Origin of the sequence: Stenotrophomonas sp. SMYL8 (assembly GCF_036320065.1) — a bacterium.
Taxonomy (GTDB): Bacteria; Pseudomonadota; Gammaproteobacteria; order Xanthomonadales; family Xanthomonadaceae; genus Stenotrophomonas; species Stenotrophomonas maltophilia_A.
On sequence record NZ_JAWIRR010000027.1, the window covers coordinates 25,520 to 50,628 of the forward strand.

The window sequence follows — 25,109 nt, forward strand, 5'->3', positions numbered from 1 at the left end:
GGCTCTCTACAAAAGCCCGCGCGCCCAATCAGGGCGCGCGCTTCGCATACCGCTGCGCGATCACGCCGCAGACGATCAGCTGGATCTGGTGGTAGATCATCACCGGCAGCACGATCGCGCCGAGGCTGCCACCCGCAAACAACACCTTGGCGATCGGCACACCCGTGGCCAGGCTCTTCTTCGAGCCGCAGAATACAATGGCGATCTCGTCCTCGCGGTTGAAGTGCAGGCGGCGGGCGAGGAAGGTGATCAGCGGCATGGCGATGCCCAGCAGCACGGCGGCCACGACCGCCACGGCCAGCAGCGACAGCAGCGGCGTTTTGCTCCACAGGCCCTCGGTGACGGCTTCGCCGAACGCCGAATACACCACCAGCAGGATCGTGCCCTGGTCGGTATAGCGCAGCAGCGCGCGCTGCTTCTCCACCCAGCCGGCGATCCACGGCCGCAGCAGGTGGCCGGCCACGAACGGCACCAGCAGCTGCAGCATGATGCCGCCGATCGCATGCAGCGGGTCGTGCACGCCGCCGGAGGTACCGGCCAGTGCGGTCAGCAGCAGCGGCGTCAGGAACACACCGAGGATGCTCGACAGCGACGCGCTGCATACCGCGGCAGGCACGTTGCCGCGTGCCATCGAGGTGAACGCGATGGACGACTGCACGGTGGAGGGCAGGGTGCACAGGAACAGCACGCCCAGGTACAGCTCCGGGGTCAGCAGCCAGCCCGACAGTGGCTTGAACATCAGCCCCAGCAGCGGGAACAGGATGAAGGTGCAGGCCAGGATGGTCAGGTGCAGCCGCCAGTGCAGCATGCCGCCGATGATCGACTCGCGCGGCAGGCGCGCACCATGCAGGAAGAACAGCGCGGCGATGGCGACGGTGGTGACATCATCGAGCACGATGGCGGCGGCGCCCTTCATCGGCAGCAGCGAGGCCAGGCCGACGGTGCACAGCAGGGCGAGGGTGAAGTTGTCCGGTCGCAGGCGCGACCACCAGCGGGTCATGGTGGGCAGAGTCCTTGGTGCGGAGGGTTCAGGGCGAGGTGACCGGCGTGGCCAGGCGCTGGCGGGTGGCGGCTTCCAGCGACTTCAGGCCAGCACGCTGGCCCAGCTGAAGGGCCTGTTCGGGGCTGGCGTGTTCGTAGCGTGCATTGACCAGGCCGAGCACGGCACCGGCGCGGTTGCCGGAGGCGCAGTGCAGCAGCACCGGCCCCTGGCTCTGCTGCAGGGCCTGATGCACGGCGCGCACGTTGGCGGCATCGAGCCCCTCGGCGCCGGCCACCGGAATGCGTACGTAGCGCAGACCCAGTGATTCGGCCACGCGCGTTTCATCGAAGCCGCGGTCTTCGTCGGGCTGGCGCAGGTCGATCACGGTGCGCACGCCCTGCGTGGCCAAGGCCTGCAGCTGTACAGCGCTGGGCTGGCCGCCGGCGTACAGGCCGGGGCGGACTTCGTTGAGGGGCGCGTCTTCGGCCAGGGCCGTCAGCGGCAGGCAGAGCGACAACAACAGCAGGCAGGTCAGGCGCAGCAGCATGGTCCTCTCCGTGAAAACGTTCTGCCGCTACAGGCGCAGTCCGGCGCGCGCCTTCAGCAGCTCGCGCAGTTCGTACTTGTCAGTATCGTCCAGGCCCTGCTGGCGCTGCTTTGCCAACAACTCCTCCAGACGTTGCACCAGCAGCTGTTTCTCCAGCTGGGCCACGGCGTCGTGCAGTTCCTGGGTCCAGCTGGCCTCGGTGCCAGGCAGTGTCTGCGCAGCCAGCGTGTGCAGTGATGCCTGTTCCTCGCGCCCGTCGAAGTGCTCCAGCAGGGCGCCGGTGCTGATGTCCGGGCGCTGTTCGACCAGTCCCAGCAGCTCCAGCAGCAGTTCCACGCCGGGCAGGCGCAGGCCCTGGAAGTGATGCTTGCCGCCCAGCGTCAGCGCCAGCGACGGCTGCTGCAGCAGCACGGCGATCGCGCCGCGCACCAGACTGCGCTTGGCCACGGGCTGGATCGTCCGCTGCGGCTGCCGTTGCGGCATCGGCGCGCGCGTGACCTGGGCAGTACCGCCCAGGCCGGTCAGCTGCGCCAGCTGCTGCTTCATCAGGTCGCCGAAGGCACCGTCGGGAATCTGCGCCAGCATCGGCTTGGCCCGCTCGGCCAGGCGTGCCTTGCCATCGAGCGTGCCCAGGTTGATCTCGCGGGTCAGTTCGTCGAAGAAGAACTGCGACAGCGGCGTGGCCTGCTTCAGGCGCTCGTTGAACGCCTCGGCGCCTTCCTTGCGCACGATGGTGTCCGGGTCTTCGCCATCGGGCAGGAACAGGAAGAAGGCCTGGCGGCCATCCTTCATGCGCGGCAGCACCGACTCCAGCGCCTTCCAGCCGGCGCGGCGGCCGGCGGCGTCGCCGTCGAAGCAGAAGAACACATCCGGTGCGTTGCGGAACAGCAGCTCGGCATGGTCCGGCGTGGTCGCGGTGCCCAGTGTTGCCACCGCCTGGGTGACCCCGAACTGGAACAGCGAGACCACGTCCATGTAGCCCTCGACCACGATCAGCCGCTCGATCTTCTGGTTGGCCTGGCGCACCTGCCACAGGCCGTACAGTTCGCGGCCCTTGTGGAACAGCGCGGTCTCGGGCGAGTTGAGGTACTTGGGGCCGTCGTCCTTCTCGAACACGCGGCCGCCGAAGGCGATGACCCGGCCGCGGCGGTCGAAGATCGGGAACATCACCCGGTCGCGGAACTTGTCGTAGACGTGGCCGCGATCGTTCTTGGAGAACAGGCCGGCGCGGTCGAGCAGCTTCATGCGCCGCTCGTCCTTGCCCAGCGCATCGCGCAGGCCGCTGTAGCCATCCGGCGCGTAGCCAATCTGGAAGCGCGCGCGGTTGTCTTCATCCACGCCGCGACCATCCAGGTAGCTGCGGGCCTTGTCGCTGCCCTGCAGGTTGTTCTGGAAGAACTTGGTGGCCGCCTCAAGCGCCGAATACAGCTCGCGGCTGTCGTCCTGCTGCTGCGGGCTGCGCGGGTTCTCGCTGCGCGGCACTTCCATGCCGGCGCGCTTGGCCAGTTCATCCACCGCGTCGAGGAACTCGAGGCGGTCGTAGTTCATCAGGAAGCTGATCGCGGTGCCGTGCGCGCCACAACCGAAGCAGTGATAGAACTGCTTGGTGGGCGAGACCGTGAACGACGCCGAGCGCTCGTCATGGAACGGGCAGCGGGCGGCGTACTCCTTGCCCTGGCGCTTCAACGGCACGCGGCTGCCCACCACCTCGACGATGTCGGTGCGGGCCAGCAGATCGTCGATGAAAGCGTCGGGGATACGGGCCATGGGCAACAGGGCAGGGCGCGGTACAGGACCACGCGACGGAACCGGGGGCGGTTGCCCTAGTTTACCCCCTGTCGGGCACCTGGCTGGCGGTGGCCGGATCGATGCCGGCGGCGGCCAGGTGATGGCGCGCGCGCAGGCGCTCATCGATCACCGCGGTCATCAGCGCGCCAACGAAGAAGACCACGGTCGCGTAATAGATCCAGACCAGTGAGATCACCAGCGCGCCCATCGAGCCGTAGGCACTGCCGGGGGCCACGGTGGCGATGTAGACGCCGATGCCGTAGCGGCCCAGTGCGAACAGTGCCGAGGTGATGACGCCGCCGATGAAGGCCTGGCGCCACGCCACGCGGCGGTCGGGCAGGTAGTGGTACATGAAGGCGAACCCCACCGCGTACAGCAGCAGGCTGGTGACGTACCCTAACGCGGGGAGGATCGAGGGCAGTTGCGCGAAGGCCACCTGCAGCACCGTGGTGGCGGTCATCGACAGGATCAGCAGGAAGCCCAGGGCCAGCACCACGCCGAACGAGAACACACGCTTGCGCAGCCATGCCTTGATGCCCTCCAGGCGCTCGCCACTGGTGCGGAAGATCAGGTTGAGCGCGTTCTGCAGCTGCGCGAACACGGCGGTGGCGCCGACGAACAGCAGCAGCGTGCTCCACAGCCCCGCCAACGAGCCGACGTCGGGCTGGTTGTCGGCGTTCTTCAGGACGGTTTCGGCCACCGTAGCCGCGCTGCTGCCAGCCACCGAGCTGATCTGGTCGATCAGCGCCTGCTGTGCCGGCGGGTACAGCGAAGCGGTCAACCACAGCAGCAGCACCAGCAGCGGGGCCATCGACAGCAGGGCGTAGAAGGAAACGGAGGCGGCCTGGGTCAGCACGTCGACGTCGATGAAGCGCTTGGCCACCGCCATCGGAAAGCTGTCCTGCAGGCGCTTGAGGTACTTGTGCAGGGACACGGGAACGTTGGGCTCGGGTTCAACCATGGGTGTGGTTGTAGCAGGCGAGCGACGAAGGTGCGGTGAAGCGGGTGCATCAATGGGGTCAGAGCCCTTCCGCGATGCGAAAGGGATCCGACCCCGGCAATGGCTTACGCCAGCTGCTGCTTGACCAGCTTGGAGACCAGACCCATGTCGGCCTGGCCAGCGAGCTTGGGCTTCAATGCGCCCATCAGCTTGCCCATGTCGGCCGGACCGGAAGCGCCGGTCTCGGCGATGGCAGCCTGGATGGCGGCCACGATCTCGGCTTCGCCCATCTTGGCCGGCAGGTAGGCTTCGATGACCACGATCTCGGCGCGCTCGATCTCGGCCAGGTCTTCGCGGTTGGCCGCTTCGTACTGGCTGACCGAGTCCTTGCGCTGCTTGACCATCTTGTCGAGCACGGCGATCACGGCAGTGTCATCCAGCTCGATGCGCTCGTCCACTTCGCGCTGCTTGATGGCGGCGTTGATCAGGCGGATCACGCCCAGCTTGTGCTTCTCGCCCGCCTTCATGGCGGCCTTCATGTCTTCGGTGAGCTGCTGCTTCATGCTCATGAGGAACCTCGTGGTGGTAGGTGGGGCGGGGCGGATGCCCGAACCCGGAAACGCAAAAAGCCGGCGACGCTCGCGCGTGCCGGCTTCGGCTCCATCGCGACAGGCAAGCCCATCGCAATGAAGATGCGTCCGATCAGTACAGGCGCTGACGCTTGGTGACGTCGCGCGACGAGCGGCGCAGCTGACGCTTCACAGCAGCGGCGGCCTTGCGCTTGCGCTCCTGGGTCGGCTTTTCGTAGAACTCGCGCTTGCGGGTTTCGGCCAGCACACCGGCCTTTTCGCAAGTGCGCTTGAAGCGGCGAAGAGCAAACTCGAAGGGCTCGTTCTCGCGGACTTTGACGCTGGGCATGGAATCTCCGGGACACAGTAGAACCGGGTCACGCCCGGCGAGCCGCACATTATAGCGGCGAAACGACAAACTGCAAGCGGCCAACCCTGAATACGGGCCAGAGGTTCGAAAGCAGTGAGACCTGCGCGTCCCCCGAGGGGGCGGCAGGGGCGTCATAATAGCAGGCATGCGAGTCCTTGGCATCGAATCTTCCTGTGATGAGACCGGCGTGGCGGTGTATGACACCGACCTGGCCGGCAGCGCGGCCCTGCGCGCCCATGCGGTCTACAGCCAGATCGCCCTGCACGCCGAATACGGTGGTGTGGTGCCCGAACTGGCCAGCCGCGACCACGTCCGCAAGCTGCTGCCGCTGGTGCGCCAGACCCTGGCCGACGCCGGCCTGGGTGTAGGTGATATCGACGGCGTGGCCTATACGGCCGGTCCCGGCCTGGTCGGCGCACTGCTGGTCGGCGCCGGCGTGGCGCGGTCGCTGGCCTGGGCGCTGGAGGTGCCGGCGGTGGGCGTACACCATATGGAAGGCCACCTGCTGGCCCCGCTGATGGAGGACGACCCGCCGGAAGCGCCGTTCGTGGCGCTGCTGGTGTCCGGTGGCCATACCCAGCTGGTGGCGGTGGACGCGATCGGCCAGTACCGCCTGTTGGGCGAAACCCTGGACGATGCCGCCGGCGAGGCCTTCGACAAGACCGCCAAGATGATGGGCCTGCCCTATCCGGGCGGCCCGCAGCTGGCCAGGCTGGCCGAGCAGGGCACGCCGGGTGTCTACCGCTTCGCGCGGCCGATGACCGACCGCCCGGGGTTGGATTTCAGCTTCTCCGGCCTGAAGACCCAGGTCCTGATGGCCTGGCGCGACAGTGACCAGAGCGAACAGACCCGCGCCGACATCGCTCGGGGCTTCGAAGACGCCGTGGTCGAGACTCTGTCGATCAAATGCGAGCGCGCGCTGGAAGCGGCCGGCACCAACGTGATCGTGGTGGCCGGCGGTGTCGGCGCCAACAAGCGTCTGCGCGCCCGCCTGCAGCAGATGGCCGAGCGTCTCGGCGGCCGTGCCTGCTTCCCGCGGCCGGCACTGTGCACCGACAACGGCGCGATGATCGCCTTCGCCGGCGCGCTGCGCCTGCAGGCTGGCCAGCACAGCCCGCCAAAGGTCGAGGTCACCCCGCGCTGGGACATGGCGACCCTGCCTGCGGTCTGAGCCCCCGGCCGCGCGAACCGCTCGATCGGCGTTTGTAGAGTCGAGCTTGCTCGACTGGGCGCAATGACGAACACAGAGCAGTCGAGCAAGCTCGACTCTACAGGCAGGCCTCCGTAGCGCCGGGCCACGCCCGGCTACACATTACGGACGCCCTGCCAACGGCGACGCCGCCAACACCGTTGTCGCCCGCTCATGGCGCTGCAGCCAGCCCAGCGTATGCGGGCAGCGGGCGTGGATCAGCCGTCCGATCGCCGCCAGGTCGGCACCGATGTCGCGTTCCAGGATGGGTTCGTGGTGGGCGATCCGATTGCGCAGGAGGCGGATGCGGTCGAGGTCGGCATGGATGGACCGACGCAGGACGGACAGCGGCACCGAGGGTGCGTGTGGCAGCGCCAGGCCCATGGTCCCGGCCCAGATCGAATGCTCGAACCGTCGAGCGAACAATTGCTGCCAGAAGCCGAATCGCAGTTTGGCGATGACCTCCGGTACATCCCGTGGAGCTCCGGCGCTGCCGCGGACATCGCATAGCGAGGCAAGGGCGCCTTCGGCAGGAAGGCTGCGCAGCAGCGCTGGATGCCAGGGCCAGCATCGACCATAGCGATGCACCAGCGCCGTAGCTGCTGCATTGCGGATCACGACTTCACAGATGTGCAACGGTGGCAGGAGAGCAGCACACATCTGCATGTTCCAGGCATAGAGCGTGGCTGGATCGGCTACGCAACGAGAAGCGATGCGCTCGTAGGTCGACCATCTCTGCCTGGATAGAGCTGCCTGCAGGATCCTGCTTTCCTTCATCAACTCACTCCCAGGGAACGTGGTTTCACCTTGACCCTGGGAACGATGCAGGAACATCAGAAAACGGCATCATGATCGTCAGTGTTCTTTCGTGGATCGGCTCGGTTTTTCACCCGGTCGTCTGCCGTGACGCATTTGCCAATTGACTGGTCAGGGGGGCACTCCTAACCTTGCGGCGTGTGCTCCGGGACTCGCGGCTGAATTCCAGCTTCCCCTGGGGACGTTGAGAGGTACCAAAGGGCCCCGCTAGCAGGGCCCTTTGTCTTTTCTGGAGCCGCGTTCCTGCCGGCCACCCACCGCCCGTTCCGGGCAGGCTCACCGCCGTGCCGTTACCATGGCCCCCTGTATTCGGGCTGGTAAGCGCAATGGACAAGGTTTTCATCGAGGGGCTGACGATCGACGCCCTGATCGGTATCTACGATTGGGAACGACGGATCCGCCAGGACCTGGTGTTCGACCTGGAGATGGGCTTCGACAACCGTCGTCCCGCGGCCTCCGACGACATCGCCCATACCCTGAACTACAAGGCGGTGAGTAAGCGCCTGGAGCAGTTCGTGCGCGAGTCGGAATTCGGCCTGGTGGAAACCCTGGCCGAGCGCTGCGCACAGATCGTGCTGGACGAATTCGACGTGAAGTGGCTGCGCCTGAAACTGAGCAAGCCGGGCGCGGTGCGTGGCGCGCGCGCGGTGGGCGTGATCATCGAGCGCTCGCGGGACTGATCCGGTAGTGCCGGCCGCTGGCCGGCAACCTCAACATCAATGAAGGAAGAAGGAGACAACTGATGGTGGACGCGGTGGTGGCGGTACAGTGGCTGGAAAAGCTGCAGAACACACTGGAACCCTATCCCGGCGCCTACCTGGCGTTGATGATCTCAGCCCTGCTGATCGCAGCGGGCCTGGCCAACTGGGTGACCAAGCGCATCCTGGTGCGTGGCCTGCGGCGCCTGCTGCAGCGCCTGCCGGGTGCCGAATCCGGGCGTGGCAGCCACCTGATGCGGGTCATTTCGCGCCTGTCCAACGTGGTGCCCAGCCAGGTGATCGCCTCGGGCATCACCCTCATCCCCGACCTGCCGCCAAGCCTGGTCAACATCGTCATCAAGCTGTGCATCGTGTGGGCCGTACTGACGGTGTCGATGGCGTTCTCGCATGCGCTGGACGCGGCCAACAGCCTGTACGAACGCAAGCCCGATGCACGCAACAAGCCGATCAAGGGCTACCTGCAGGTGGTCAAGATCGTGGTGTTCGTGGCTGCCGGCCTGTCGATCGTCGCGACTCTGCTGGGAGTGAAGCTGGGCCCGCTGGTCACCGGCCTGGGTGCGGCCACGGCGGTGCTGATGCTGATCTTCCAGGACACTATCCTGTCGCTGGTGGCCAGTGTGCAGATCAGTGGCGATGGCCGCGTGCGCATCGGCGACTGGATCGAGATGCCCAGCCAGAACGCCGATGGTGACGTCATCGACATCGCGCTGCACACCATCACCGTGCAGAACTTCGACAAGACCATCACCACCATCCCGACCAAGAAGCTGGTGACCGAGTCGTTCAAGAACTGGCGCGGCATGCAGGAGGCCGGCGGCCGCCGCATCAAGCGCGCGCTGTACCTGGACCAGCACAGCGTGGGCTTCCTGGATGAGGGGGATCTGGCCTTCCTCAGCGAATTCGCGCTGCTGCGCGATTACCTGCAGGCCAAGGAGCAGGAGCTGGGCCAGTGGAACGGGCGCCTGCGCGAGCAGGGCGTGGCCGAGGTGAACAGCCGCAGGGTGACCAACCTGGGCACCTTCCGTGCGTATGTGGAGCGCTACCTGCGCAGCCACCCGGGCATCCATACCGACATGACCCTGCTGGTACGGCAGCTGCAACCGACCACCGAGGGCCTGCCGCTGGAGCTGTACTGCTTCACCCGCAGCACCGCCTGGGGTGAGTACGAGGCGGTGCAGTCGGACATTTTCGACCACCTGCTGGCAATCCTGCCGGCCTTTGGCCTGCGGGTGTTCCAGGCCTCCAGCGACGCCATGTTGATGGCTGGGCAGCGCCAGTTGGCCGGCTCGGAGTAAGCTGCGGTGCCCCCGGCGGGGCCATACGGACCCCGCTGGTGGCTGAAACTGAATGAAGAAACCTCTCGCCAAATCGCCCGGGATCGCTAGAATGCCGGGCTTGTAAACGTTTTCATCAAGGACTGCCGGTGGCCTCCGATCGCATCGAATCCCTCATTGCCCAGATGACCGTCGAGGAAAAGGTCGGCCAGCTGGGTGTCTTCGCGGACATGGTCCGCCCGTTCGCCCCGGACGTGAACCCGGAAGCCAACGTGCGCAATGCCGACCAGGTGCTGCAGCAGGTGCGCGAGGGCAAGGTCGGCTCGCTGTTCAATGGTGTGGGCGCCGAGCTGGGCCGCCGCATCCAGCAGGTCGCCACCGAAGAGAGCCGCCTGGGCATTCCGGTGATCCTGGCCGCCGACGTCATCCACGGCATGCGTACCGTGTTCCCGATCCCGCTGGGCGAGGCCGCCAGTTTCGAGCCGGCGCTGGCCGAGCGCACCGCACGCGCCACCGCCATCGAAGCCACCGCTGCTGGCCTGCACTGGACCTATGCGCCGGCCGTGGACATCGCCCGCGACCAGCGCTGGGGCCGTGGCGCCGAAGGTGCCGGTGAGGACGTGGTGCTGGGGTGTGCGTTCGCCGCCGCCCGCGTGCGCGGCTTCCAGGGCAGCGACCTGCGCGCTGCCGATTCGCTGCTGGCCACGCCGAAGCACTTCGCCGCCTATGGCGCGGTGATGGCGGGCATGGAATACAACATGGTGGACATCTCGCCGCAGACCCTGCGCGACGTGCACCTGCCGCCGTTCAAGGCTGCGTTCGACGCCGGCGCGATCACAGTGATGTCCTCGTTCAACGACATCAACGGCGTGCCGGCCAGTGCCAACGCCGAACTGCTGACCGACATCCTGCGCGGTGAGTGGAAGTTCCCGGGCGTGGTGATCTCCGATTACACCGCCGACATGGAACTGGTCGCGCACGGTTATGCCGCCGACGACCGCGATGCCACCGCCAAGGCGTTCACCGCCGGCCTCGACCTGAGCATGCAGAGCGGCTTCTACGCCGAGCACCTGCCGGGCCTGGTCGAGAGCGGCGAGGTGCCGATGGCGGTGCTGGATGAAGGCGTGCGCCGCATCCTGTGGCTGAAGGAAACCATCGGCCTGTTCGACGACCCGTACCGTTCGCTGGACCCGGCGCGCGAAGCCGATACCTCGCACATTGCCGCACATGACGCGCTGTCGCGCGATGCCGCGCGCCGTTCGATCGTGCTGCTGAACAACCGCGACAACGTGCTGCCGTTGCAGAAGACCGGGCAGAAGATCGCGCTGATCGGCCCGTTCGTGCAGGACCGCGAAAACATCGAAGGCTGCTGGACGCTGTTCGGCGACAAGCAGCGCTACGTGGATCTGGAAACCGGCGTGCGCGCCGCCATCGGCGATGAAGCGCTACTGGAAATCGTGCCGGGTTGCGATCTGGAAGCCGCGATTCCGGGCGGTACCGAAGCGGCCGTGGCCGCCGCGCTGCGCGCCGATGTGGTGGTGCTGGCGCTGGGCGAACCGCAGCGTTACAGCGGTGAAGCGCAGTCGCGCGTGGAGATCACCCTGCCGCCGGCACAGCAGGCGCTGGCCGAGGCAGTGGCGATGACCGGCAAGCCGCTGGTGGTGCTGCTGCGCAATGGCCGCGCGCTGGCGCTGCAGGGCGCGGTGCGCAATGCACAGGCCGTGGCGGTGACCTGGTACCTGGGCACCCAGACCGGCCATGCCGTGGCCGATGTGCTGTTCGGTGACTACAGCCCGTCCGGCCGCCTGCCGGTCAGCTTCCCGCAGGTGTCCGGCCAGCAGCCGTACTTCTACAACCACCCGCGCACCGGCCGCCCGGAACTGCCGACGATGTCGGAGTTCAAGGCCCGTTGGCGCGAGATCCCGAATGAGCCGCTGTACCCGTTCGGGCACGGCATCGGCTACACCACCTTCGCCTACGGCGTGCCGCAGCTGAGTGCAGCCCAGCTTGGCTGGGATGAGACCCTCACCATCACCACCACGCTGACCAACAGCGGCGACGTGGCCGGCGAGGAAGTGGTGCAGCTGTACATCCACGACCGCGTGGCCAGCCGCGTGCGTCCGGTGCGCGAACTGAAGGACTTCCGCAAGGTGGCACTGCAGCCGGGCGAGTCGACCGAAGTGGTGTTCACCCTGACCCGCGAGCAGTTGGCGTTCACCGGCCGCGACGGCGTGCTGCGTGCCGAGCCGGGCCAGTTCGACCTGTGGGTCTGCGCCTCGTCGGCGGCAGGCGAAGCCGTGCAGTTCGAACTGCTGAAGGCCTGATCTAGAAAAAGGGACGGAGGGGATTAAGTCGTTAGTGGCACAAACGACTTAATCCCCTCCGTCCCCATTTTGTTGTTCTCACTGGGGCGGCGCTACCATCGGTGTTCTTGAACCGATGGATGCCCGCGCATGCGCACGATCGCTGTGTTGATTCCCGCCCTGTTGCTGGCGGCCTGTTCGCAGCCGGCACCGCCGGCCGAGCCTGCGGTGGATGCACCGCCGCCGATGGAGGCCAGTGCTGCTGCGACGCCTGCGGCTGAAACGGCGGCGCCTGCTGCTGAACCCGCTGCAGCGGACGCGCCTGCTGAAGACGCACGTGCGCGCATTGAAACCCTGCTCGGTGATGCCGCGCAGTACGAGAAGGTCTTCAACGCCTTCAAGACCGCCGTGGTCGGCGGTGATCGCGCTGCGGTGGTGGAAGAGGTGCGCTTCCCGCTGAATATCGCCGGCGGAAAGAAGATCACCGGCCCCGGTGAGTTCCAGCGCAACTACGAGAAGATCATCACCCCGGCGGTGGTGAAGGCGGTGTCCGGGCAGGACTTCGGCAAGGTGTTCGTCAACCAGCAGGGCGTGATGATCGGTGACGGGCAGGTGTGGTTGAACGGGCAGTGCCTGGACCAGGCTTGCGCGCAGACCGAAGTGAAGGTCATCACCATCCAGTGAACGCAGACGGCCCCGCGTGCGGGGCCGTTGCGGAGAAATGTGCCGGCCAGCGGCCGGCACTACCACCCTGTCAGGTCTTCGGCGTGAGCTTCAGCAGGCGCGCCTTGCTGCCGTCTTCCAGCAGCCACAGCGCGCCATCCGGGCCCTGTTCCACTTCGCGGATGCGCTCGCCCATGTTGAAGCGCTCGGCTTCGCGCGCGCTGTCGCCGTCGAAGGCCACGCGCACCAGCGAGGTGGACGACAGGCCACCGATGAAGCCGCTTCCCTTCCACTGCGGGAACAGGGTGCCGCTGTAGATGACGAAGCCGGCCGGCGAGATCACCGGCGTCCAGGTCACCTTCGGGGCGGCGAATTCCGGGCGGGTATCGTGGTCGGGAATCGGGCGGCCGTCGTAGTGGTCACCGTTGGAAACGATCGGGTAGCCGTAGTTGGCGCCGCGCACGATCAGGTTCAGTTCGTCGCCACCGGCCGGGCCCATCTCGTGCGCCCACAGCTTGCCGTTGGCATCAAAGGCCATGCCCAGGATGTTGCGGTGGCCCAGCGACCACACCTGCGCGGCGACCCCGCCCTGCGAGGCGAACGGATTGTCGGCGGGCAGGCTGCCATCCTCGCTGAGGCGGATGATCTTGCCGAGATTGCCGCCCATGTCCTGTGCCGGATCGAACTTCTGCCGTTCACTGGAACTGATCCACAGCTTGCCGTCCGGACCGAAGGCCAGGCGATGGCCGTAGTGGCCCTCGCCGCTGACCTTCGGGCTCTGCCGCCAGATCACCTTCAGGTCCTTCAGCTGGCCGGCGCCGTTGGCGTCCAGCGCCAGCGTGGCCCGGGCCACGGCGGCACCGCGGGTATCCAGCGTGCCCTCCTCGGCGTAGCTGAGATAGATCACGTGGTTGCTTGCGAACTGCGGGTGCAGGATCACATCGCCGAACCCCCCCTGGCCACCGTAGGCAACCTTCGGAACGCCGGTGATCTCGTGTTTCTGGCCGCTGGCCAGGTCCAGGTGCTGCAGCTTGCCGCGCTTTTCGGTGACCAGCAGGCTGCCATCGGGCAGGAAGGTCATCGCCCAGGGCTGGCTGAAGCGGCTGACTTCGGTGGCGGTGAACGGGCGCTGGCCGGTGGCGGCAGCGGCCGGAGCGGCAGTCTGCGCGCCGCTGGCAGCCGGACCGGCAGCATTGCAGGCGGAGGTGGCGAGGATCGGCACGAGGCCGAGGGCGAGCAGCAGGGGCGTGCGGGTCATGGGTATCTCCAGGGCGGGGATGCGGATGGCCGGGCTGTCCCTTGTATACCACTGCCGCGGTGACGGTCGTGGCCCGAAGGTCCTGCGCCCCCTGTGCGACGGCAGCGGGATCGTCTAGGGTGGGCACGCCCGGGCAAAGCGTGCCCGTCTGCCTGCCAAGGATCTGCAATGAACACTGCCATGCCCCACAAGCCGTCCACCGCCTTCATTGCCGCCTCCTGGGTGGCCCTGCTGCTGGGTGCGGCGGCCTACCTGATCGGCCTGTTCAACGCCACGATGGCGCTCAACGAGAAGGGCTACTACCTGACGCTGCTGCTGTTCGGCCTGTTCGCGGCGGTCTCGCTGCAGAAGAGCGTGCGCGACCGCGTCGAAGGCATTCCGGTCAGCGGCCTGTACTACGCGCTGTGCTGGTTCGCGCTGCTGTCGGCGCTGATGCTGCTGCTGGTCGGCCTGTGGAATGCCACGCTGGCGCCGAGCGAGAAGGGCTTCTATGGCATGGCGTACGCACTGTCGCTGTTCGGTGCGGTGGCCGTGCAGAAGAACACCCGCGACCTGATCGCCGCCGGTGGCGGCGAGAGCAAGCGTAGTGCGATCGTACCGCCGCTGCCGGAGCAGGATTAATTGTGTAGCGCCGAGCCTACGCTCGGCGCTACAACCTGTCGACGTCAGGTCAGGTGCCGCGCGGCACGCCCTTGTCCAGCCGCTGGTCGAGGTTGACCGCTTCTTCCCAGCCACGGCGCACGGCACTGCGTGCCTGCGCCCATTCGAGTTGGCTGCGGCCGCGTTCGCTGGCCCAACGCGACTCCAGCTCGGCTTCCATGTCCTCGTAGGCACGGATCATGTCCTGCGCACGCGCGGCGTGGCCGATGCGATAGGCCGGCTCGTAATCCTCGAAGAACAGCTGGTCGTCGTAGTACGGCTCGGCGGTATAGCGCTCGCGCCAGTAGTTGCTGACCGCGTCGCGCGGCGTGCTGTCGTCCGGTACACGGCCGGGGATCTGGTACTCGGGGCTCATGGATCGGGCTCCGTTGTGGAGGAGCTTCGATCCTGCCCAGCGGCCGGTTAACACTCCGGGCCGACGGTGTGATCGCCAGATCAATCCATCGGGCATGCCCGGTGCTACCGGTCAACCGGCCTCGGCATCCTTTCGCGGCAGCTTGTAGATCACCGCACCGATGGCAAACGCGACCAACGCCGCGGCGATGTTCTGCCAGCTGGCACTGGCGAACAGGGCCAGACACAGCAGCAGCGCCAGTACCGGAATCAGCGGACCACCCGGCAGCTTCAGCGCACCGGGGCGGTCGGCGTAGCGCTTGGCCAGCACCAGAACCGCCGCAGCGGTACCGATGTAGGCGAACAGGCGCGTGGTCATCGACAGCAGCGCCAGCTGCACGAACGAACCGGACAGGGCCAGGCCGAGTGCGATCAGACCCTGGCACAGGATCGACGCGGCCGGCGTGTGGAAGCGCGGATGCACCTGGGCCAGGATCTTCGGGCCGTAGCCATCGCGGGCCAGCGCGAACAGGAAGCGCGGGCCCATCATCATCGTGTTGCTGTTGGTGCCGAGGATGGAGATGGTGGCGCCGACGGTCAGGATCAGCGCCAGGGCTTCGCCACCGAAGCCGGCGGCGGCATCGGCCAGCGGCGTGGCCGAGCTGGCCAGGCCGGCCAGCGTGCCCTGCGCCACCACCTGCACTGCGCCATAGATGACGGTGACGGTGATGATCATGGTGATCAGCGCGAACGGAATATCGCGGCGCGGATTGCGGTACTCGCCCGCAGCTGCCGGGATGTTCTCGAAGCCGGCGTAGGCGTACAGCAGCAGCAAGGCGGCTTCGCCCATGCGCTGCAGGTCATGCGGGTCCGGGCGCTGGCCGGAGAAGGCCAGCTGCGGATCGATGTAGAACGCGCCGATGGCCACGAACAGCAGCAGCGGCAGCATCTTGCCGATCACCAGCACCACGCCGGTGCGCGCGGCCGAGCGCACGCCGATGATGTTGACGCCGGTGAGGAAACCCAGCGACACCACGATCACCGCGATGCGGCCCATGCCGGCGCCGGCCCACGGCCAGAAGCGCGCGACGGCATCGGCCAGCGCGTTGCTCAGTGCGGCCGCCGAGCTGATGCGGGTCAACCAGATCATCCAGCCGATCTCGAACCCGGCGAAGCGGCCGAAGGCTTCACGGGCATACAGGTAGCTGCCACCGGGTTCATCGAAGTAGCTGGCGGCCTGCGCGTAGCAGAGCACCAGCAGCGCGACGACGATGCCGGCGGCGACCACGCCCCACAGGCTGAACGGGCCGAGCAGGGCGACGGTGGCGGCCGGCAGCAGGTAGATGCCGCTGCCGATCACGTCGTTGATCGACAGGCCGACGATCTGCCAGCGGCTGACCGCGCGCTGCAGCTGCGGTTCGTCCTGCGCGCTCAACGGGCGTCTCCGCCCAGTGCGGGCAGCTGCCACTGGGCCTGCAGGCGCGTGTACTCGGCGCGTGGCAGCAGCACGAAGCGCGGCGTATCCTGCGGCCGCAGCCAGTCCAGCAGCGCCTGCATGCGTGCTTGTGGCATGGCGGTGCAGCCGGCGGTGGCCTCACCGGGCTGGCGCCAGAGATGGGCGAAGATGCAGCTGCCCCTGCCGGGCTGGTTGTCCGGGTTGTGGGCGATCACGAAGCCTTCCCGGTAGCGCACGTCGCCCTTGTTGTGCAGGTCCAGCCGCATCGGCTCGGTGGAGCCCTTGACCGCTGCACTGCCGACCTTCTTCGCGTCGACGATGCGGTTGTAGAACGGCGAACCGGGCACATCCATGCAGTAGCTGCTGTCCAGCATCGGCTGGTACGGCATCGCGGTACCCGCGCGGGTGACCTCATAGCCGAACGCGCTACCGAGCGCGAACACGCCGGCCGGGCTGCGGCCATCGCCTTCCTGCTTCTGCGGGCCGTCGGCCTGCGCCGGATGCAGGCCCAGCCCCCAGGCGCTGCCGGTGCGGCCCAGCGCCACCGGGAACGCCTGCCCATGCGCATGCCAGCCCTTGCCATCGCGCACATAGGCCTGCAGTTGCCCCTCGGCGCTGTCCCAGCTTTCGCTGGTGACCACGATCAGCTGGCGCGCGCCATCCAGCGGCGCGGCGTGGACGGACACTGCCGCAGCAAGCAGCAGTGCGGTGGCGGCGAGGCGAACCAGCGATTTCATCAACGTGCGCTCCGGTCAGGAATCCAGCAGGTGGTCGATCCGCTCCAGGTTCACCGCGAGCTGCTGCTGGCGATCCGGATTGGCGTGGCAGAGCAGCACGAACAGGAAATCGAGCAGGGCGTGCATGGCGCTACGGTACAGCAGCTGCGCGACCTGCGGCGTGCGGTCGTGCGCACACACCACCAGTGTTGCATCAGCATGCGCGCGCAGCGGGTTGGCGGTGTGGCGGGTGATGGAAATCACCTTGCCACCCATGTCCTGGAACTGGCGCGACAGCTGCGAAAGCTGGGGCAGGTTGCCGAACTCGGAGAACACCAGCAGCGCATCGCCCGGGCGTGCCGCCGACAGGTTGGCCAGCATCAGGATCGGGTCGGTATGCGGCACCACCAGCAGGCCGAGCAGCGACAATCGCATGGCGAACTCACGCGCGTACAGGCCGTCGTCACCCAGGCCGTACACGAACAGCTTCGGCGCGCCGTCGAGCAGCTGCACGATGCGCTCGATTTCCCCGCGCGGGTTGGCCTGGCGGGTTTCCTCTTCGGCTTGTGCCTTGCTGCGGCGCAGGGCCTCGCCCAGGCGCAGGTAGTCATCGCCGCTGTCGGGTTCGCTGGGCGTCTGCTGCGGATCGGCACCGGCGCGAGCCACGTCCTGGCCGATCGAATATTTCAGGTCTGGGTAGCCCTTGAAGCCGAGCTTCTGGCTGAACTTCACCACGCTGGACTGGCTGATGCCCAACGCGCTGGCCAGCTGCTGGGACGAGTAGTCGCGCAGCAGGTGAGCGTTGTCGAGGATGAAGTCGGCGATGCGACGCTCGATGGCCGACATCTGCCCGCGCTCGGAGCGGATCTTCAGCAGGGGCGGCATGCGGGGAGTCCGGGCAAGGATAGGCGCGTTGCGGTTGGCAGCGTAGAGCGTGTCATGGAATGGGCCGGGCGGGTGCCAGACGCGAGGGGGGTACGGGGTAGAGCAGAAGCAGGAGCATCCACGCATGGCGTGAATCTACGGGGTGCAGTTGTTGCCTTTGACGTTGAGTCCGCCTTCAAGCGAGCCGAGCACCGCAGGTCCGGCGAGGGCGAAGAGGCGCGGGTGTCTGAGCGCAGCGAGTTCCGCGCCGTCCCTCGACGGACCGAGGAGCACAGGGCACCGACCTGCGCAGCATGTCGGCTCGCGGCCGGCGGAGCGTTTCTTTTGGTTACTTTTCTTTTCGCGAAAAGAAAAGTAACGCCCGACCAAGCATCAGATACGCACGGCCCTTGTAGAGTCGAGCCATGCTCGACTGCGCGGTTCAACCCAGCATCTCCAGCCCACGCACTTCGGTAATGCCCAGCCCCGGTACGTCGCTGATGCTGATCTCCGACTCGTTGAAATGCACACCGCCGCTGACCGGGTCGAACTGGCCCAGCGAGGGGCCGTCCAGATCGACCTTGGTGATCACATCGCTCTTGGCCACCGCCAGATGCACGGCGGCAGCCACGCTGATGCTGGACTCGATCATGCAGCCGATCATGCAGGGCACGCCGTAGATACCGGCGATGTCGGCAATGCGGATGGCGTTGGACAGGCCGCCAGTCTTCATCAGCTTGATGTTGATGATGTCGGCCGCGCGTTGCTGGATCAGGTCCATCACCTGGCTCGGGCTGAACACGCTTTCGTCGGCCATCACCGGCGTGTTGACGCGGTCGGTGACGTACTTCAGGCCACTGATGTCGGCGGCCTTCACCGGCTGCTCCAGCAGCTCGAGCACCACGCCCGCTTCCTCCAGCGTGCGCATGGCATGCACCGCCTGCTTGGCGGTCCAGCCCTGGTTGGCATCCAGCCGCAGCAGGGCGCGGCCTTCCACAGCGGCGTGGATCGCCTTGACCCGTTCGATGTCCAGGCCGATGTCCTTGCCGACCTTGATCTTCAGCGACTCGAAGCCGCGTTCGATCGCCGACAGCGAATCGGCCACCATCTTGTCGATGTAGTCCACGCTGATGGTGATGTCGGTGGTGATCACCGGGTCGCCGCCGCCGAGCATCTGGTACAGCGGTGCACCGTGCAGCTGCGCCCACAGGTCGTACAGCGCGATCTCCACCGCGGCCTTGGCGCTGGTGTTGCGCTCCATCGCGGTCTGCACCAGACCGCACAGGCGATTGAGGTTGGCCACGTCCTGGCCGATCAGGCGCGGCGCGATGAAGTGACGGATCGCCTCGATGATCGAGCCGTGGGTATCACCGGTGATCACCGCGGTGGCCGGCGCTTCGCCGTAGCCGGTGTGGCCGGTGTCGGTGCGGATCAGCACCACTACGTCTTCCACGGTTTCCACCGTGCGCAGGGCGGTCTTGAACGGTGTTTTCAGCGGCACGCGCAGCATGCCCAGTTCGATGGCAGTGATCTTCATTCAGGGGGTCTTGGCCCGCAGGCGCTGGATGTTGGTGATGCGGTCGATGTAGCGGACGGTATCGCTGGCCATCATCGGCTCCAGCGGCGTGACCGAAACACCATTGAGATGGGCCTGCACGCGCGTGTCGTCGGCACCGAACCAGCTGCCGCCCGCCGTATCGTGGATCACCCAGGTGCGGCCGTCGACGTGGCCGATGGCCATCATCACGTGGCCGGGGATGTAGACCAGGTCGCCGACCTGTAGTTCGGTGACCGCACGGTCGCGCGCGGCCTTGCCGACCTTGTCGGTGAACGGCAGGCGATCCAGTGCCGGGCTGACCGCCTGCGCGCTGGTATTGCGCGGCAGCAGCACGCCGAAGCTGCGGTAGATCTCGGATACGAAACCGCTGCAGTCGCGGGTGTCGTAGTCATGGCCCCAGCCGTAGCGTTCGCCCAGGAACTTGAAGGCCTGCTGCAGCAGCAGGCGCGGGGTCAGTGGCAGGTAGTCGGCGGCGGTGTCCTGCGAGCGCGGCAGCAGCGTCGGTACGAGCTTCAGACGCCCATCGGCCTCGCGCACCGGCAACTGCACCACCCACGAGGCATGCGCCTGCTGGCCGTTCACGGGTTCTGAAGCGGGCCAGTCGGCCAGCACCGGCAGGCGTACGCCCATGTCCAGCTGCAGGCGCGAGACGCGCGGTTCCTCCGGGGTGTAGGCGGTCTGCGCGGTGGCGCCGGTGACAATGCGGTACGGGCCCTTCGTGCCATAGCCGAGCACCGTGGCCTTGTCGCCGCTGGCGATGGCATCGGCTTCGATCCACGCGCTGTAGCGCTCGCTGTGCACGAACAGCCAGCGGCCGTCGGCACTGCGGTGAACCACCGCGACCTTGTCACCGGGGAACAGCGCCGATTCCTGGAAGCGGTCGATGTCGGTGTCACCGGCGGTGCTGAAGACGCGCTCGCGGGTGGGGAAGGTACGCAGTGCCGCGCGCTTCACCACCAGCCCATATTGCGGTGTCGTCTGCGCGGGAATGGACTGCAGGCCCAGATTGGCTTCGGTCGCGCTGCGCAGTGCCGGCGCAATGGCCTGGCCCTTGTCGTTGTACAGAGTGCGGGTGGGCCAGCTCGACAGCGAGGTGATGCTGGCACGCACCGCCGCCGCATCAAGCTGCTCGGGCAGTGCGGCGATGTCCTGGATGTGGCTGTCCTGTGAGCGCATCCGTGCGTTCTGTGCCTCGATCTGGCTGCGGTCCAGGATCGGCACATCGGCGTTGTCCAGGCGCGCGGCCCAGTACTGGGGGGTGAGGTAGGCCTCGTGCAGGCCGATCACATAGGGCAGCGGCGCGCCCGGGTCGGGCGGCGGGGCCGCCTGTGCAAAGGCCGGTGCGGCCAGCAGGCACAGGGCCAGGGTCAAGCGGCGTGGCCAATGCCGATGCCGTTCGCGGGAAGCCAGGATCATGCGCTGCACACCCTCCTCGAATGCCTGTTGGAATATTTATTCCTTTTGGCATCAAAATCAAGAATAAATTATTGACCGGCATCCCGGCCCGTGTTACACAGCCGTTACCACCCGCGCTGGGGAAGTGTCGCTGTGGATCCTGCCGTTCGCAAACCACGTCTGCCTGCCACTGCCGGCCTGTGTGCCGCGCTGCTGCTGTGGGCGTGGTCGGCGGGAGCGGAGCCGCCACCCTCGGCCATCCAGTTTGCGCGGGTCGTGCAGATGATCGACGCGGGACGGTTCTCCGAAGCCGGCAGCGAACTGAACACCTGGTCGGCTGCGGACGCGGCGGAGCCTGGCGTCAGTTTCGACGACATCGCGTTCCAGGAAGAGCGCATGCGCCGCATTCGCCTGGACTTTTCCCTCGACGAAGCCGCCACCAAGTCTGCCGTGCGCCGCTGGATTCCGGACCTGACCGACGAGGAATTCGCGCGTTGGGATCAGCTTGGCCTGATCGAGCATCTCGACATCGATGGCACGCGTTGGTATTTCAAGCGCGCACCGTCGAACCTGTTCCTGCTCAGCGACGAGGCACGTGCGCGCCGCCGCGCGGATGCACCGATGCCGGCGCCGGGCCCAAACGAGGTGCTCAACGCGCACCACGCACGCGTGCTTGCCGCAGCGGAACAAAGTGGCCAGGCGTCGGTACTGCCGCAGCGCATTGAATTCACCCAGTCGCTCACGGTGAAAGCCGATGCGGTGCCGGCCGGCGAGACCGTACGCGCCTGGATTCCCTACCCGCGCGAGATACCCGGCCAGCAGGAGCAGGTGCAGTGGCTGGGCAGCACCCCGGGCAAGGCGCGCGTGGCGCCAGCCAGCACCCTGCAGCGCACGGCCTATCTGGAAGGCAAGGCGGTGGCTGGGCAGCCGACGCGCTTCGAGGTCCGCTACGCGGTCACGATCCTGGCCCGGCATACCGCGATCGATCCGGCCAAGGTGCAGCCGACACCGGCCGATCCGGCGCTGAAACCCTACCTGGCCGAGCAGCCGCCGCACGTGCGATTCACGCCGGCACTGAAGCTGTTCTCCGACCAGGTGCTGCAGGGGGAAACCCGCCCGTATGAAGTGGTGCGCAAGCTGTTTGCTGCCGTGGATCGCATTCCATGGGCCGGTGCGCGCGAATACTCCACGATCAGCAACATCAGCGATTACGCGCTGCGTGCCGGACATGCCGACTGCGGCCAGCAGACGCTGTTGCTGATCGCGCTGCTGCGCATGAACGGCATTCCCGCGCGCTGGCAGTCGGGCATGGTGTTCTCCGACGATGGCAGCGGCTACAACAACCTGCATGACTGGGGGCAGGTCTACCTGGCGCCGTATGGCTGGCTGCCGATGGATGTGACCACCGGCGCGCTGGCCAGCGACGTGCCTGCCCTGCGCGATTTCTACCTGGGTGGCCTCGACGGCTACCGCATCGCCTTCAACGACGATTTCGGCCAGGCCCTGGTGCCGGCCAAGCAGCACTTCCGCTCGGAAACGGTCGACTCGCAGCGCGGCGAGGCCGAGTGGTCAGGCGGCAACCTGTACTTCGACCAATGGAACTACGACTTCCAGTGGCGGGTACTGCCAGCCGGGCAACGCTAGCGCGACACATCGCATTCCACACCATTCAATTCTTGCAGGAGAGAGCAGGGGATGAAGGCTTACAGCATCAAGCGGGCGGCGTTGTGCGTCGCCCTCGGGGCGTGTCTGGGCATGATCGCGCCCAGCGCATTCGCACAGGATGGTTCGGTGGTTGGCCGGCTGGTGAGCGATGCAGGCCAAGTACCGGCCGGTGCCACGGTCTCCGTACGCAACCCCGCCACGGGGTTTGTCCGATCGGTGCAGGCCGACGCCAATGGCAGCTACCGCATCCCGTTGCTGCCGGTCGGTACCTACGAGATGGACGTAAGCCTGCCGGGCGGAGCGGCCAGCCGTGTTGGTCAGGTCACCGTCAGCCTTGGCAGTGCGACCACGGTGAATGTGCCGCTGGGTGCGGTCAGCACGCTGGGAACGGTCGAGGTACGTGCACCGCAGGTGGTGTCGATGGTGGATGTCAAGTCCACCGAATCGGCCACGAACATCACCCGCGAAGAGCTTTCGCGCCTGCCGGTGGACCGTGACATCACCGCCGTGGCACTGCTCGCGCCCGGCGCGGTGAAGGGCAAGGGCTCGTTGGGCGGCCAGGGCATTTCCTTCGGTGGTTCGTCCGTGGCCGAGAACACCGTCTACATCAACGGCCTGAACGTTACCGACTTCTACAACCGGGTCGGCTTCTCGTCGGTACCGTTCTCGTTCTACCAGGAATTCCAGGTCAAGACAGGCGGTTACTCGGTGGAGTTCGGGCGCAGCACCGGCGGTGTCATCAACGCAGTCACCCGCTCGGGCAGCAACGAGTTCAAGGCGGGCGCCGAGCTGGTGTTCGAACCGCGCGCGTGGCAATCGCAGGCACGCGACCGCTACGACGGCAGCGGCAGCCGCTACATCACCGCGAGCCGCGACGACTACAGTCGCAGTGCGCTGAACGTATTCGCGTCCGGTGCGTTGGTGCAGGACCGCTTGTTCTTCTTCGGCATGTACGAAGCTCGCGACTACCGGCCGACATCGACCAACGACGCTGGCACCCGCCTGAGCCAGGGCAAGGCCGATGATCCGTTCTGGGGCGGAAAGATCGACTGGCAGATCACCGACAACCAGATGCTGTCGCTGTTCGGCTTCTCGGACAAGAGCAAGACGCTCACCGATGTCTTCGATTACGACTACGCCACGGGACAGGCTGCAGGTGAGCGCAGCAACCAGATCTACAACACGGTGGGCGGCAAGAACTGGTCCGGTACCTATAGCTGGCAGGTCAACAACGACCTGACCATGAAGCTGATGTATGGCGAGAACAAGCGCAACCGCATGCAGAGCTCGTTGATGGACGAGAACTGCAACCGTGTGTTCGACAACCGAACGGCCAGCCAAGGCGTGCCACCATTGCTGCAGGGTGACCGCAGCTGCACCAGCAGCTCGCAGCTGGAATCAGCATTGGACACCCGCAAGGCCGCCCGCGCCGATTTCGAATGGACACTGGGCAATCACCTGCTGCGCTTCGGCATGGACCGCGAGGAAAACACCTCCGACTACAGCCGTGCCTACCCCGGCCCGGGTGGCCTGCGCTACGACGTCTATGCGCGTACACCGGGAAGCTCACTCAACGATGGCGTGGTGCCGGCCAGCGGCCTGGTGGCGCGTACGCGCCGCTATGAGGTGGAGGGCGCGTTTGAAACCATCAACTCGGCCTACTACCTGGAAGACAACTGGCAGGTGACGCCGAATCTGCTGCTGAACATGGGCGTGCGCCTGGAAGCCTTCGACAACAAGGGCGGCGATGGCAGCAGCTACATCAAGATCGATGACATGGTGGCGCCACGTCTCGGCTTCTCGTGGGACGTGCGCGGCGATGGCACCACCAAGGTGTTCGGCAACCTGGGGCGCTACTTCCTGCCAGTGGCGAACGTCATCAACATCAAGCAGGCCGGTGGCTTCCTCGACGAACGCACCTGGTATGAGTTCCTGGGCTACAGCGGCGCGGCCAACAATGTCCCCGTGCTGGGCGCGCAGATCGGGCCGGTGGACAACTCGCAGGGCGATGGCAGCGTGCCGGACCTGCGTGCCGAAGTGAACCGGGATATGGATCCGGTCTACCAGGATGAAGCGATCCTGGGCTTCCAGCAGATGATCAACGAGGCTTGGTCGGTTGGCGCCAGCGTCACTTACCGCCGCCTGCACAATGCCATCGATGACATGAACATCACCGCCACCGGCCAATGCGGTGCCATCGACGGGGTGTGGATCATGGGCAACCCGGGCCGCACCAACACTGTATGGGGTGACACCAACTGTGATGGCACCAATGATGGCTGGATCAGCATCGACACATCCAAGGAAGGCTGGGCGCTGTACGACGATGATGGCAACTACGTGGGGCAACGCGGCTGGGTGAAGCCCAAGCGCGACTACAAGGCGCTGGAACTGCAGGTCGACCGGGCCTGGGACGGCAAGTGGGGCTTCAATGCGTCGTACACCCTGGCCTATGGCCGCGGCAACGCCGAAGGCCCGGTGAATTCCGATACCGACTTCGCCGATGCCGGCCGCACCGAGAACTTCGACAACCCGTGGGTCAACTACCGGGGATATGGTTACCTCGCCAACGACCGCCGCCACCAGTTCAAGTTCCGTGGCAGCTACGCGTTGACCGAGAACCTGAGCGTGGCCGCGACCCTGGGCGTGCAGTCGGGTAGCCCGATCACCCGCTTCGGCGCTGGCAACCCGTTCGACGACACCGACTTCCACAGCTACTACGTGTGCGTGTCCAACTGCCAGTCGACGGTGCCGTCCGAGCGCGTGTTCGTGCATTCGCCGCGCGGTGGCGACGGCCGCACGCCGTGGACCTACGACCTGGATGTGAGCCTGTCCTACAAGGTGCCGATTCCCACCGACCTGCGCCTGAAGTTGGCGGTGTACAACGTTCTGAACCAGCAGCGCGTGGTGACCGTGGACCAGGATTACGAGCCGCAGGACAGCATCGGCACGCCGAACCCGCTGTACCGCTACGGCACGGGCTTCCAGTCTCCGCGCTACGCGCAGCTGACCGTCACCTGGGCCTACTGAGGCCCGGTGCCGGG

The 25,109-nt window shown here is 66.6% G+C and carries 22 protein-coding genes; 8 read left to right on the plus strand and 14 right to left on the minus strand.

Going from position 1 to position 25,109, the window contains the following annotated elements:
- Positions 1-28: 28 nt before the first annotated feature.
- From V3B25_RS17700 to rpsU, 6 genes are all read right to left on the minus strand, one after another.
- Positions 29-1,000, minus strand: a complete 972-nt coding sequence (locus tag V3B25_RS17700) for a bile acid:sodium symporter family protein (RefSeq protein ID WP_329811083.1) — start codon at positions 998-1,000, stop codon at positions 29-31.
- A 28-nt stretch (positions 1,001-1,028) separates the two neighbouring features.
- Positions 1,029-1,529: a protein tyrosine phosphatase family protein gene (locus V3B25_RS17705; RefSeq protein ID WP_134951714.1), complete on the minus strand. Its 501-nt coding sequence runs from the start codon at positions 1,527-1,529 to the stop codon at positions 1,029-1,031.
- A gap of 27 nt (positions 1,530-1,556) precedes the next feature.
- A complete protein-coding gene (gene dnaG, locus V3B25_RS17710) occupies positions 1,557-3,296 on the minus strand; it encodes a DNA primase (RefSeq protein WP_329811084.1) in 1,740 nt (579 codons plus the stop codon).
- A gap of 61 nt (positions 3,297-3,357) precedes the next feature.
- Positions 3,358-4,278: a YihY/virulence factor BrkB family protein gene (locus V3B25_RS17715; protein ID WP_005415012.1), complete on the minus strand. Its 921-nt coding sequence runs from the start codon at positions 4,276-4,278 to the stop codon at positions 3,358-3,360.
- 104 nt (positions 4,279-4,382) lie between these two features.
- Positions 4,383-4,826, minus strand: coding sequence for a GatB/YqeY domain-containing protein (locus V3B25_RS17720; protein WP_005415013.1), 444 nt, complete (start codon positions 4,824-4,826; stop codon positions 4,383-4,385).
- 133 nt (positions 4,827-4,959) lie between these two features.
- Entirely contained in the window at positions 4,960-5,175 is a 216-nt protein-coding gene (gene rpsU, locus V3B25_RS17725) for a 30S ribosomal protein S21 (protein WP_002808376.1), read from the minus strand.
- A gap of 166 nt (positions 5,176-5,341) precedes the next feature.
- Between rpsU and tsaD the strand changes: the two genes are divergently transcribed.
- On the plus strand, positions 5,342-6,367 hold the full coding sequence (gene tsaD, locus V3B25_RS17730) for a tRNA (adenosine(37)-N6)-threonylcarbamoyltransferase complex transferase subunit TsaD (RefSeq protein ID WP_049421188.1): 1,026 nt from the start codon (positions 5,342-5,344) through the stop codon (positions 6,365-6,367).
- A 141-nt stretch (positions 6,368-6,508) separates the two neighbouring features.
- Here the strand turns inward: tsaD and V3B25_RS17735 are convergent, their stop codons facing one another.
- Positions 6,509-7,219 (minus strand): hypothetical protein, encoded by a 711-nt coding sequence (locus V3B25_RS17735; RefSeq protein WP_317608643.1) that lies wholly within the window; start codon positions 7,217-7,219, stop codon positions 6,509-6,511.
- 308 nt (positions 7,220-7,527) lie between these two features.
- Between V3B25_RS17735 and folB the strand changes: the two genes are divergently transcribed.
- The 4 genes from folB to V3B25_RS17755 all read left to right on the plus strand — a co-directional run bounded on the left by folB (position 7,528) and on the right by V3B25_RS17755 (position 12,181).
- Positions 7,528-7,881: a dihydroneopterin aldolase gene (gene folB / locus V3B25_RS17740; protein ID WP_025878255.1), complete on the plus strand. Its 354-nt coding sequence runs from the start codon at positions 7,528-7,530 to the stop codon at positions 7,879-7,881.
- Between the two features lie 62 nt (positions 7,882-7,943).
- On the plus strand, positions 7,944-9,215 hold the full coding sequence (locus V3B25_RS17745) for a mechanosensitive ion channel domain-containing protein (protein ID WP_049421187.1): 1,272 nt from the start codon (positions 7,944-7,946) through the stop codon (positions 9,213-9,215).
- A gap of 128 nt (positions 9,216-9,343) precedes the next feature.
- The gene (locus V3B25_RS17750) at positions 9,344-11,518 is read left to right on the plus strand and encodes a glycoside hydrolase family 3 N-terminal domain-containing protein (RefSeq protein ID WP_329811085.1); all 2,175 of its coding nucleotides are present in this window, start codon (positions 9,344-9,346) and stop codon (positions 11,516-11,518) included.
- 129 nt (positions 11,519-11,647) lie between these two features.
- Positions 11,648-12,181, plus strand: coding sequence for a hypothetical protein (locus V3B25_RS17755; RefSeq protein ID WP_329811086.1), 534 nt, complete (start codon positions 11,648-11,650; stop codon positions 12,179-12,181).
- Between the two features lie 70 nt (positions 12,182-12,251).
- Here V3B25_RS17755 and V3B25_RS17760 read toward each other — a convergent pair whose 3' ends face one another.
- Positions 12,252-13,418 (minus strand): PQQ-dependent sugar dehydrogenase, encoded by a 1,167-nt coding sequence (locus V3B25_RS17760; RefSeq protein ID WP_329811087.1) that lies wholly within the window; start codon positions 13,416-13,418, stop codon positions 12,252-12,254.
- A gap of 168 nt (positions 13,419-13,586) precedes the next feature.
- Here V3B25_RS17760 and yiaA point away from each other — a divergent pair, with 168 nt between their 5' ends.
- Positions 13,587-14,039, plus strand: a complete 453-nt coding sequence (gene yiaA, locus V3B25_RS17765) for an inner membrane protein YiaA (protein ID WP_100471068.1) — start codon at positions 13,587-13,589, stop codon at positions 14,037-14,039.
- A 49-nt stretch (positions 14,040-14,088) separates the two neighbouring features.
- Here yiaA and V3B25_RS17770 read toward each other — a convergent pair whose 3' ends face one another.
- The 6 genes from V3B25_RS17770 to V3B25_RS17795 all read right to left on the minus strand — a co-directional run bounded on the left by V3B25_RS17770 (position 14,089) and on the right by V3B25_RS17795 (position 20,421).
- On the minus strand, positions 14,089-14,433 hold the full coding sequence (locus tag V3B25_RS17770; protein WP_329811088.1) for a hypothetical protein: 345 nt from the start codon (positions 14,431-14,433) through the stop codon (positions 14,089-14,091).
- A 111-nt stretch (positions 14,434-14,544) separates the two neighbouring features.
- The gene (locus V3B25_RS17775) at positions 14,545-15,846 is read right to left on the minus strand and encodes an amino acid permease (RefSeq protein WP_329811089.1); all 1,302 of its coding nucleotides are present in this window, start codon (positions 15,844-15,846) and stop codon (positions 14,545-14,547) included.
- Positions 15,843-16,604 carry a L,D-transpeptidase family protein gene (locus tag V3B25_RS17780; protein ID WP_329811090.1) on the minus strand — a complete coding sequence of 254 codons (762 nt, stop codon included), beginning with the start codon at positions 16,602-16,604 and terminating at the stop codon, positions 15,843-15,845. Before V3B25_RS17780 ends, V3B25_RS17775 begins: the two co-directional genes overlap by 4 nt.
- 15 nt (positions 16,605-16,619) lie before the next feature.
- Positions 16,620-17,468 (minus strand): MurR/RpiR family transcriptional regulator, encoded by an 849-nt coding sequence (locus V3B25_RS17785; protein ID WP_279913594.1) that lies wholly within the window; start codon positions 17,466-17,468, stop codon positions 16,620-16,622.
- A 421-nt stretch (positions 17,469-17,889) separates the two neighbouring features.
- Positions 17,890-18,984 (minus strand): dipeptide epimerase, encoded by a 1,095-nt coding sequence (locus V3B25_RS17790; protein WP_032130035.1) that lies wholly within the window; start codon positions 18,982-18,984, stop codon positions 17,890-17,892.
- On the minus strand, positions 18,985-20,421 hold the full coding sequence (locus V3B25_RS17795; RefSeq protein WP_329811091.1) for an SH3 domain-containing protein: 1,437 nt from the start codon (positions 20,419-20,421) through the stop codon (positions 18,985-18,987). It lies immediately after the preceding gene.
- 132 nt (positions 20,422-20,553) lie between these two features.
- Between V3B25_RS17795 and V3B25_RS17800 the strand changes: the two genes are divergently transcribed.
- Together V3B25_RS17800 and V3B25_RS17805 are read left to right on the plus strand one after the other, a co-directional pair.
- The gene (locus V3B25_RS17800) at positions 20,554-22,044 is read left to right on the plus strand and encodes a transglutaminase domain-containing protein (protein WP_329811092.1); all 1,491 of its coding nucleotides are present in this window, start codon (positions 20,554-20,556) and stop codon (positions 22,042-22,044) included.
- 51 nt (positions 22,045-22,095) lie between these two features.
- Positions 22,096-25,095, plus strand: coding sequence for a TonB-dependent receptor (locus tag V3B25_RS17805; RefSeq protein ID WP_329811093.1), 3,000 nt, complete (start codon positions 22,096-22,098; stop codon positions 25,093-25,095).
- The last annotated feature ends 14 nt before the right edge of the window (positions 25,096-25,109 follow it).

What these genes read in the sequence shown, in the direction of transcription:
- V3B25_RS17770 (WP_329811088.1), bottom strand. Translation starts at nt 14,433, where the DNA reads ATGAGCCCCGAGTACCAGATCCCCGGCCGTGTACCGGACGACAGCACG.
- V3B25_RS17795 (WP_329811091.1), bottom strand. Translation starts at nt 20,421, where the DNA reads ATGATCCTGGCTTCCCGCGAACGGCATCGGCATTGGCCACGCCGCTTG.
- V3B25_RS17785 (WP_279913594.1), bottom strand. Translation starts at nt 17,468, where the DNA reads ATGCCGCCCCTGCTGAAGATCCGCTCCGAGCGCGGGCAGATGTCGGCC.
- V3B25_RS17705 (WP_134951714.1), bottom strand. Translation starts at nt 1,529, where the DNA reads ATGCTGCTGCGCCTGACCTGCCTGCTGTTGTTGTCGCTCTGCCTGCCG.
- dnaG (WP_329811084.1), bottom strand. Translation starts at nt 3,296, where the DNA reads ATGGCCCGTATCCCCGACGCTTTCATCGACGATCTGCTGGCCCGCACC.
- V3B25_RS17760 (WP_329811087.1), bottom strand. Translation starts at nt 13,418, where the DNA reads ATGACCCGCACGCCCCTGCTGCTCGCCCTCGGCCTCGTGCCGATCCTC.
- V3B25_RS17790 (WP_032130035.1), bottom strand. Translation starts at nt 18,984, where the DNA reads ATGAAGATCACTGCCATCGAACTGGGCATGCTGCGCGTGCCGCTGAAA.
- tsaD (WP_049421188.1), top strand. Translation starts at nt 5,342, where the DNA reads ATGCGAGTCCTTGGCATCGAATCTTCCTGTGATGAGACCGGCGTGGCG.
- folB (WP_025878255.1), top strand. Translation starts at nt 7,528, where the DNA reads ATGGACAAGGTTTTCATCGAGGGGCTGACGATCGACGCCCTGATCGGT.
- V3B25_RS17735 (WP_317608643.1), bottom strand. Translation starts at nt 7,219, where the DNA reads ATGTTCCTGCATCGTTCCCAGGGTCAAGGTGAAACCACGTTCCCTGGG.
- V3B25_RS17715 (WP_005415012.1), bottom strand. Translation starts at nt 4,278, where the DNA reads ATGGTTGAACCCGAGCCCAACGTTCCCGTGTCCCTGCACAAGTACCTC.
- V3B25_RS17720 (WP_005415013.1), bottom strand. Translation starts at nt 4,826, where the DNA reads ATGAGCATGAAGCAGCAGCTCACCGAAGACATGAAGGCCGCCATGAAG.
- rpsU (WP_002808376.1), bottom strand. Translation starts at nt 5,175, where the DNA reads ATGCCCAGCGTCAAAGTCCGCGAGAACGAGCCCTTCGAGTTTGCTCTT.
- V3B25_RS17745 (WP_049421187.1), top strand. Translation starts at nt 7,944, where the DNA reads ATGGTGGACGCGGTGGTGGCGGTACAGTGGCTGGAAAAGCTGCAGAAC.
- V3B25_RS17780 (WP_329811090.1), bottom strand. Translation starts at nt 16,604, where the DNA reads ATGAAATCGCTGGTTCGCCTCGCCGCCACCGCACTGCTGCTTGCTGCG.
- V3B25_RS17700 (WP_329811083.1), bottom strand. Translation starts at nt 1,000, where the DNA reads ATGACCCGCTGGTGGTCGCGCCTGCGACCGGACAACTTCACCCTCGCC.
- yiaA (WP_100471068.1), top strand. Translation starts at nt 13,587, where the DNA reads ATGAACACTGCCATGCCCCACAAGCCGTCCACCGCCTTCATTGCCGCC.
- V3B25_RS17805 (WP_329811093.1), top strand. Translation starts at nt 22,096, where the DNA reads ATGAAGGCTTACAGCATCAAGCGGGCGGCGTTGTGCGTCGCCCTCGGG.
- V3B25_RS17755 (WP_329811086.1), top strand. Translation starts at nt 11,648, where the DNA reads ATGCGCACGATCGCTGTGTTGATTCCCGCCCTGTTGCTGGCGGCCTGT.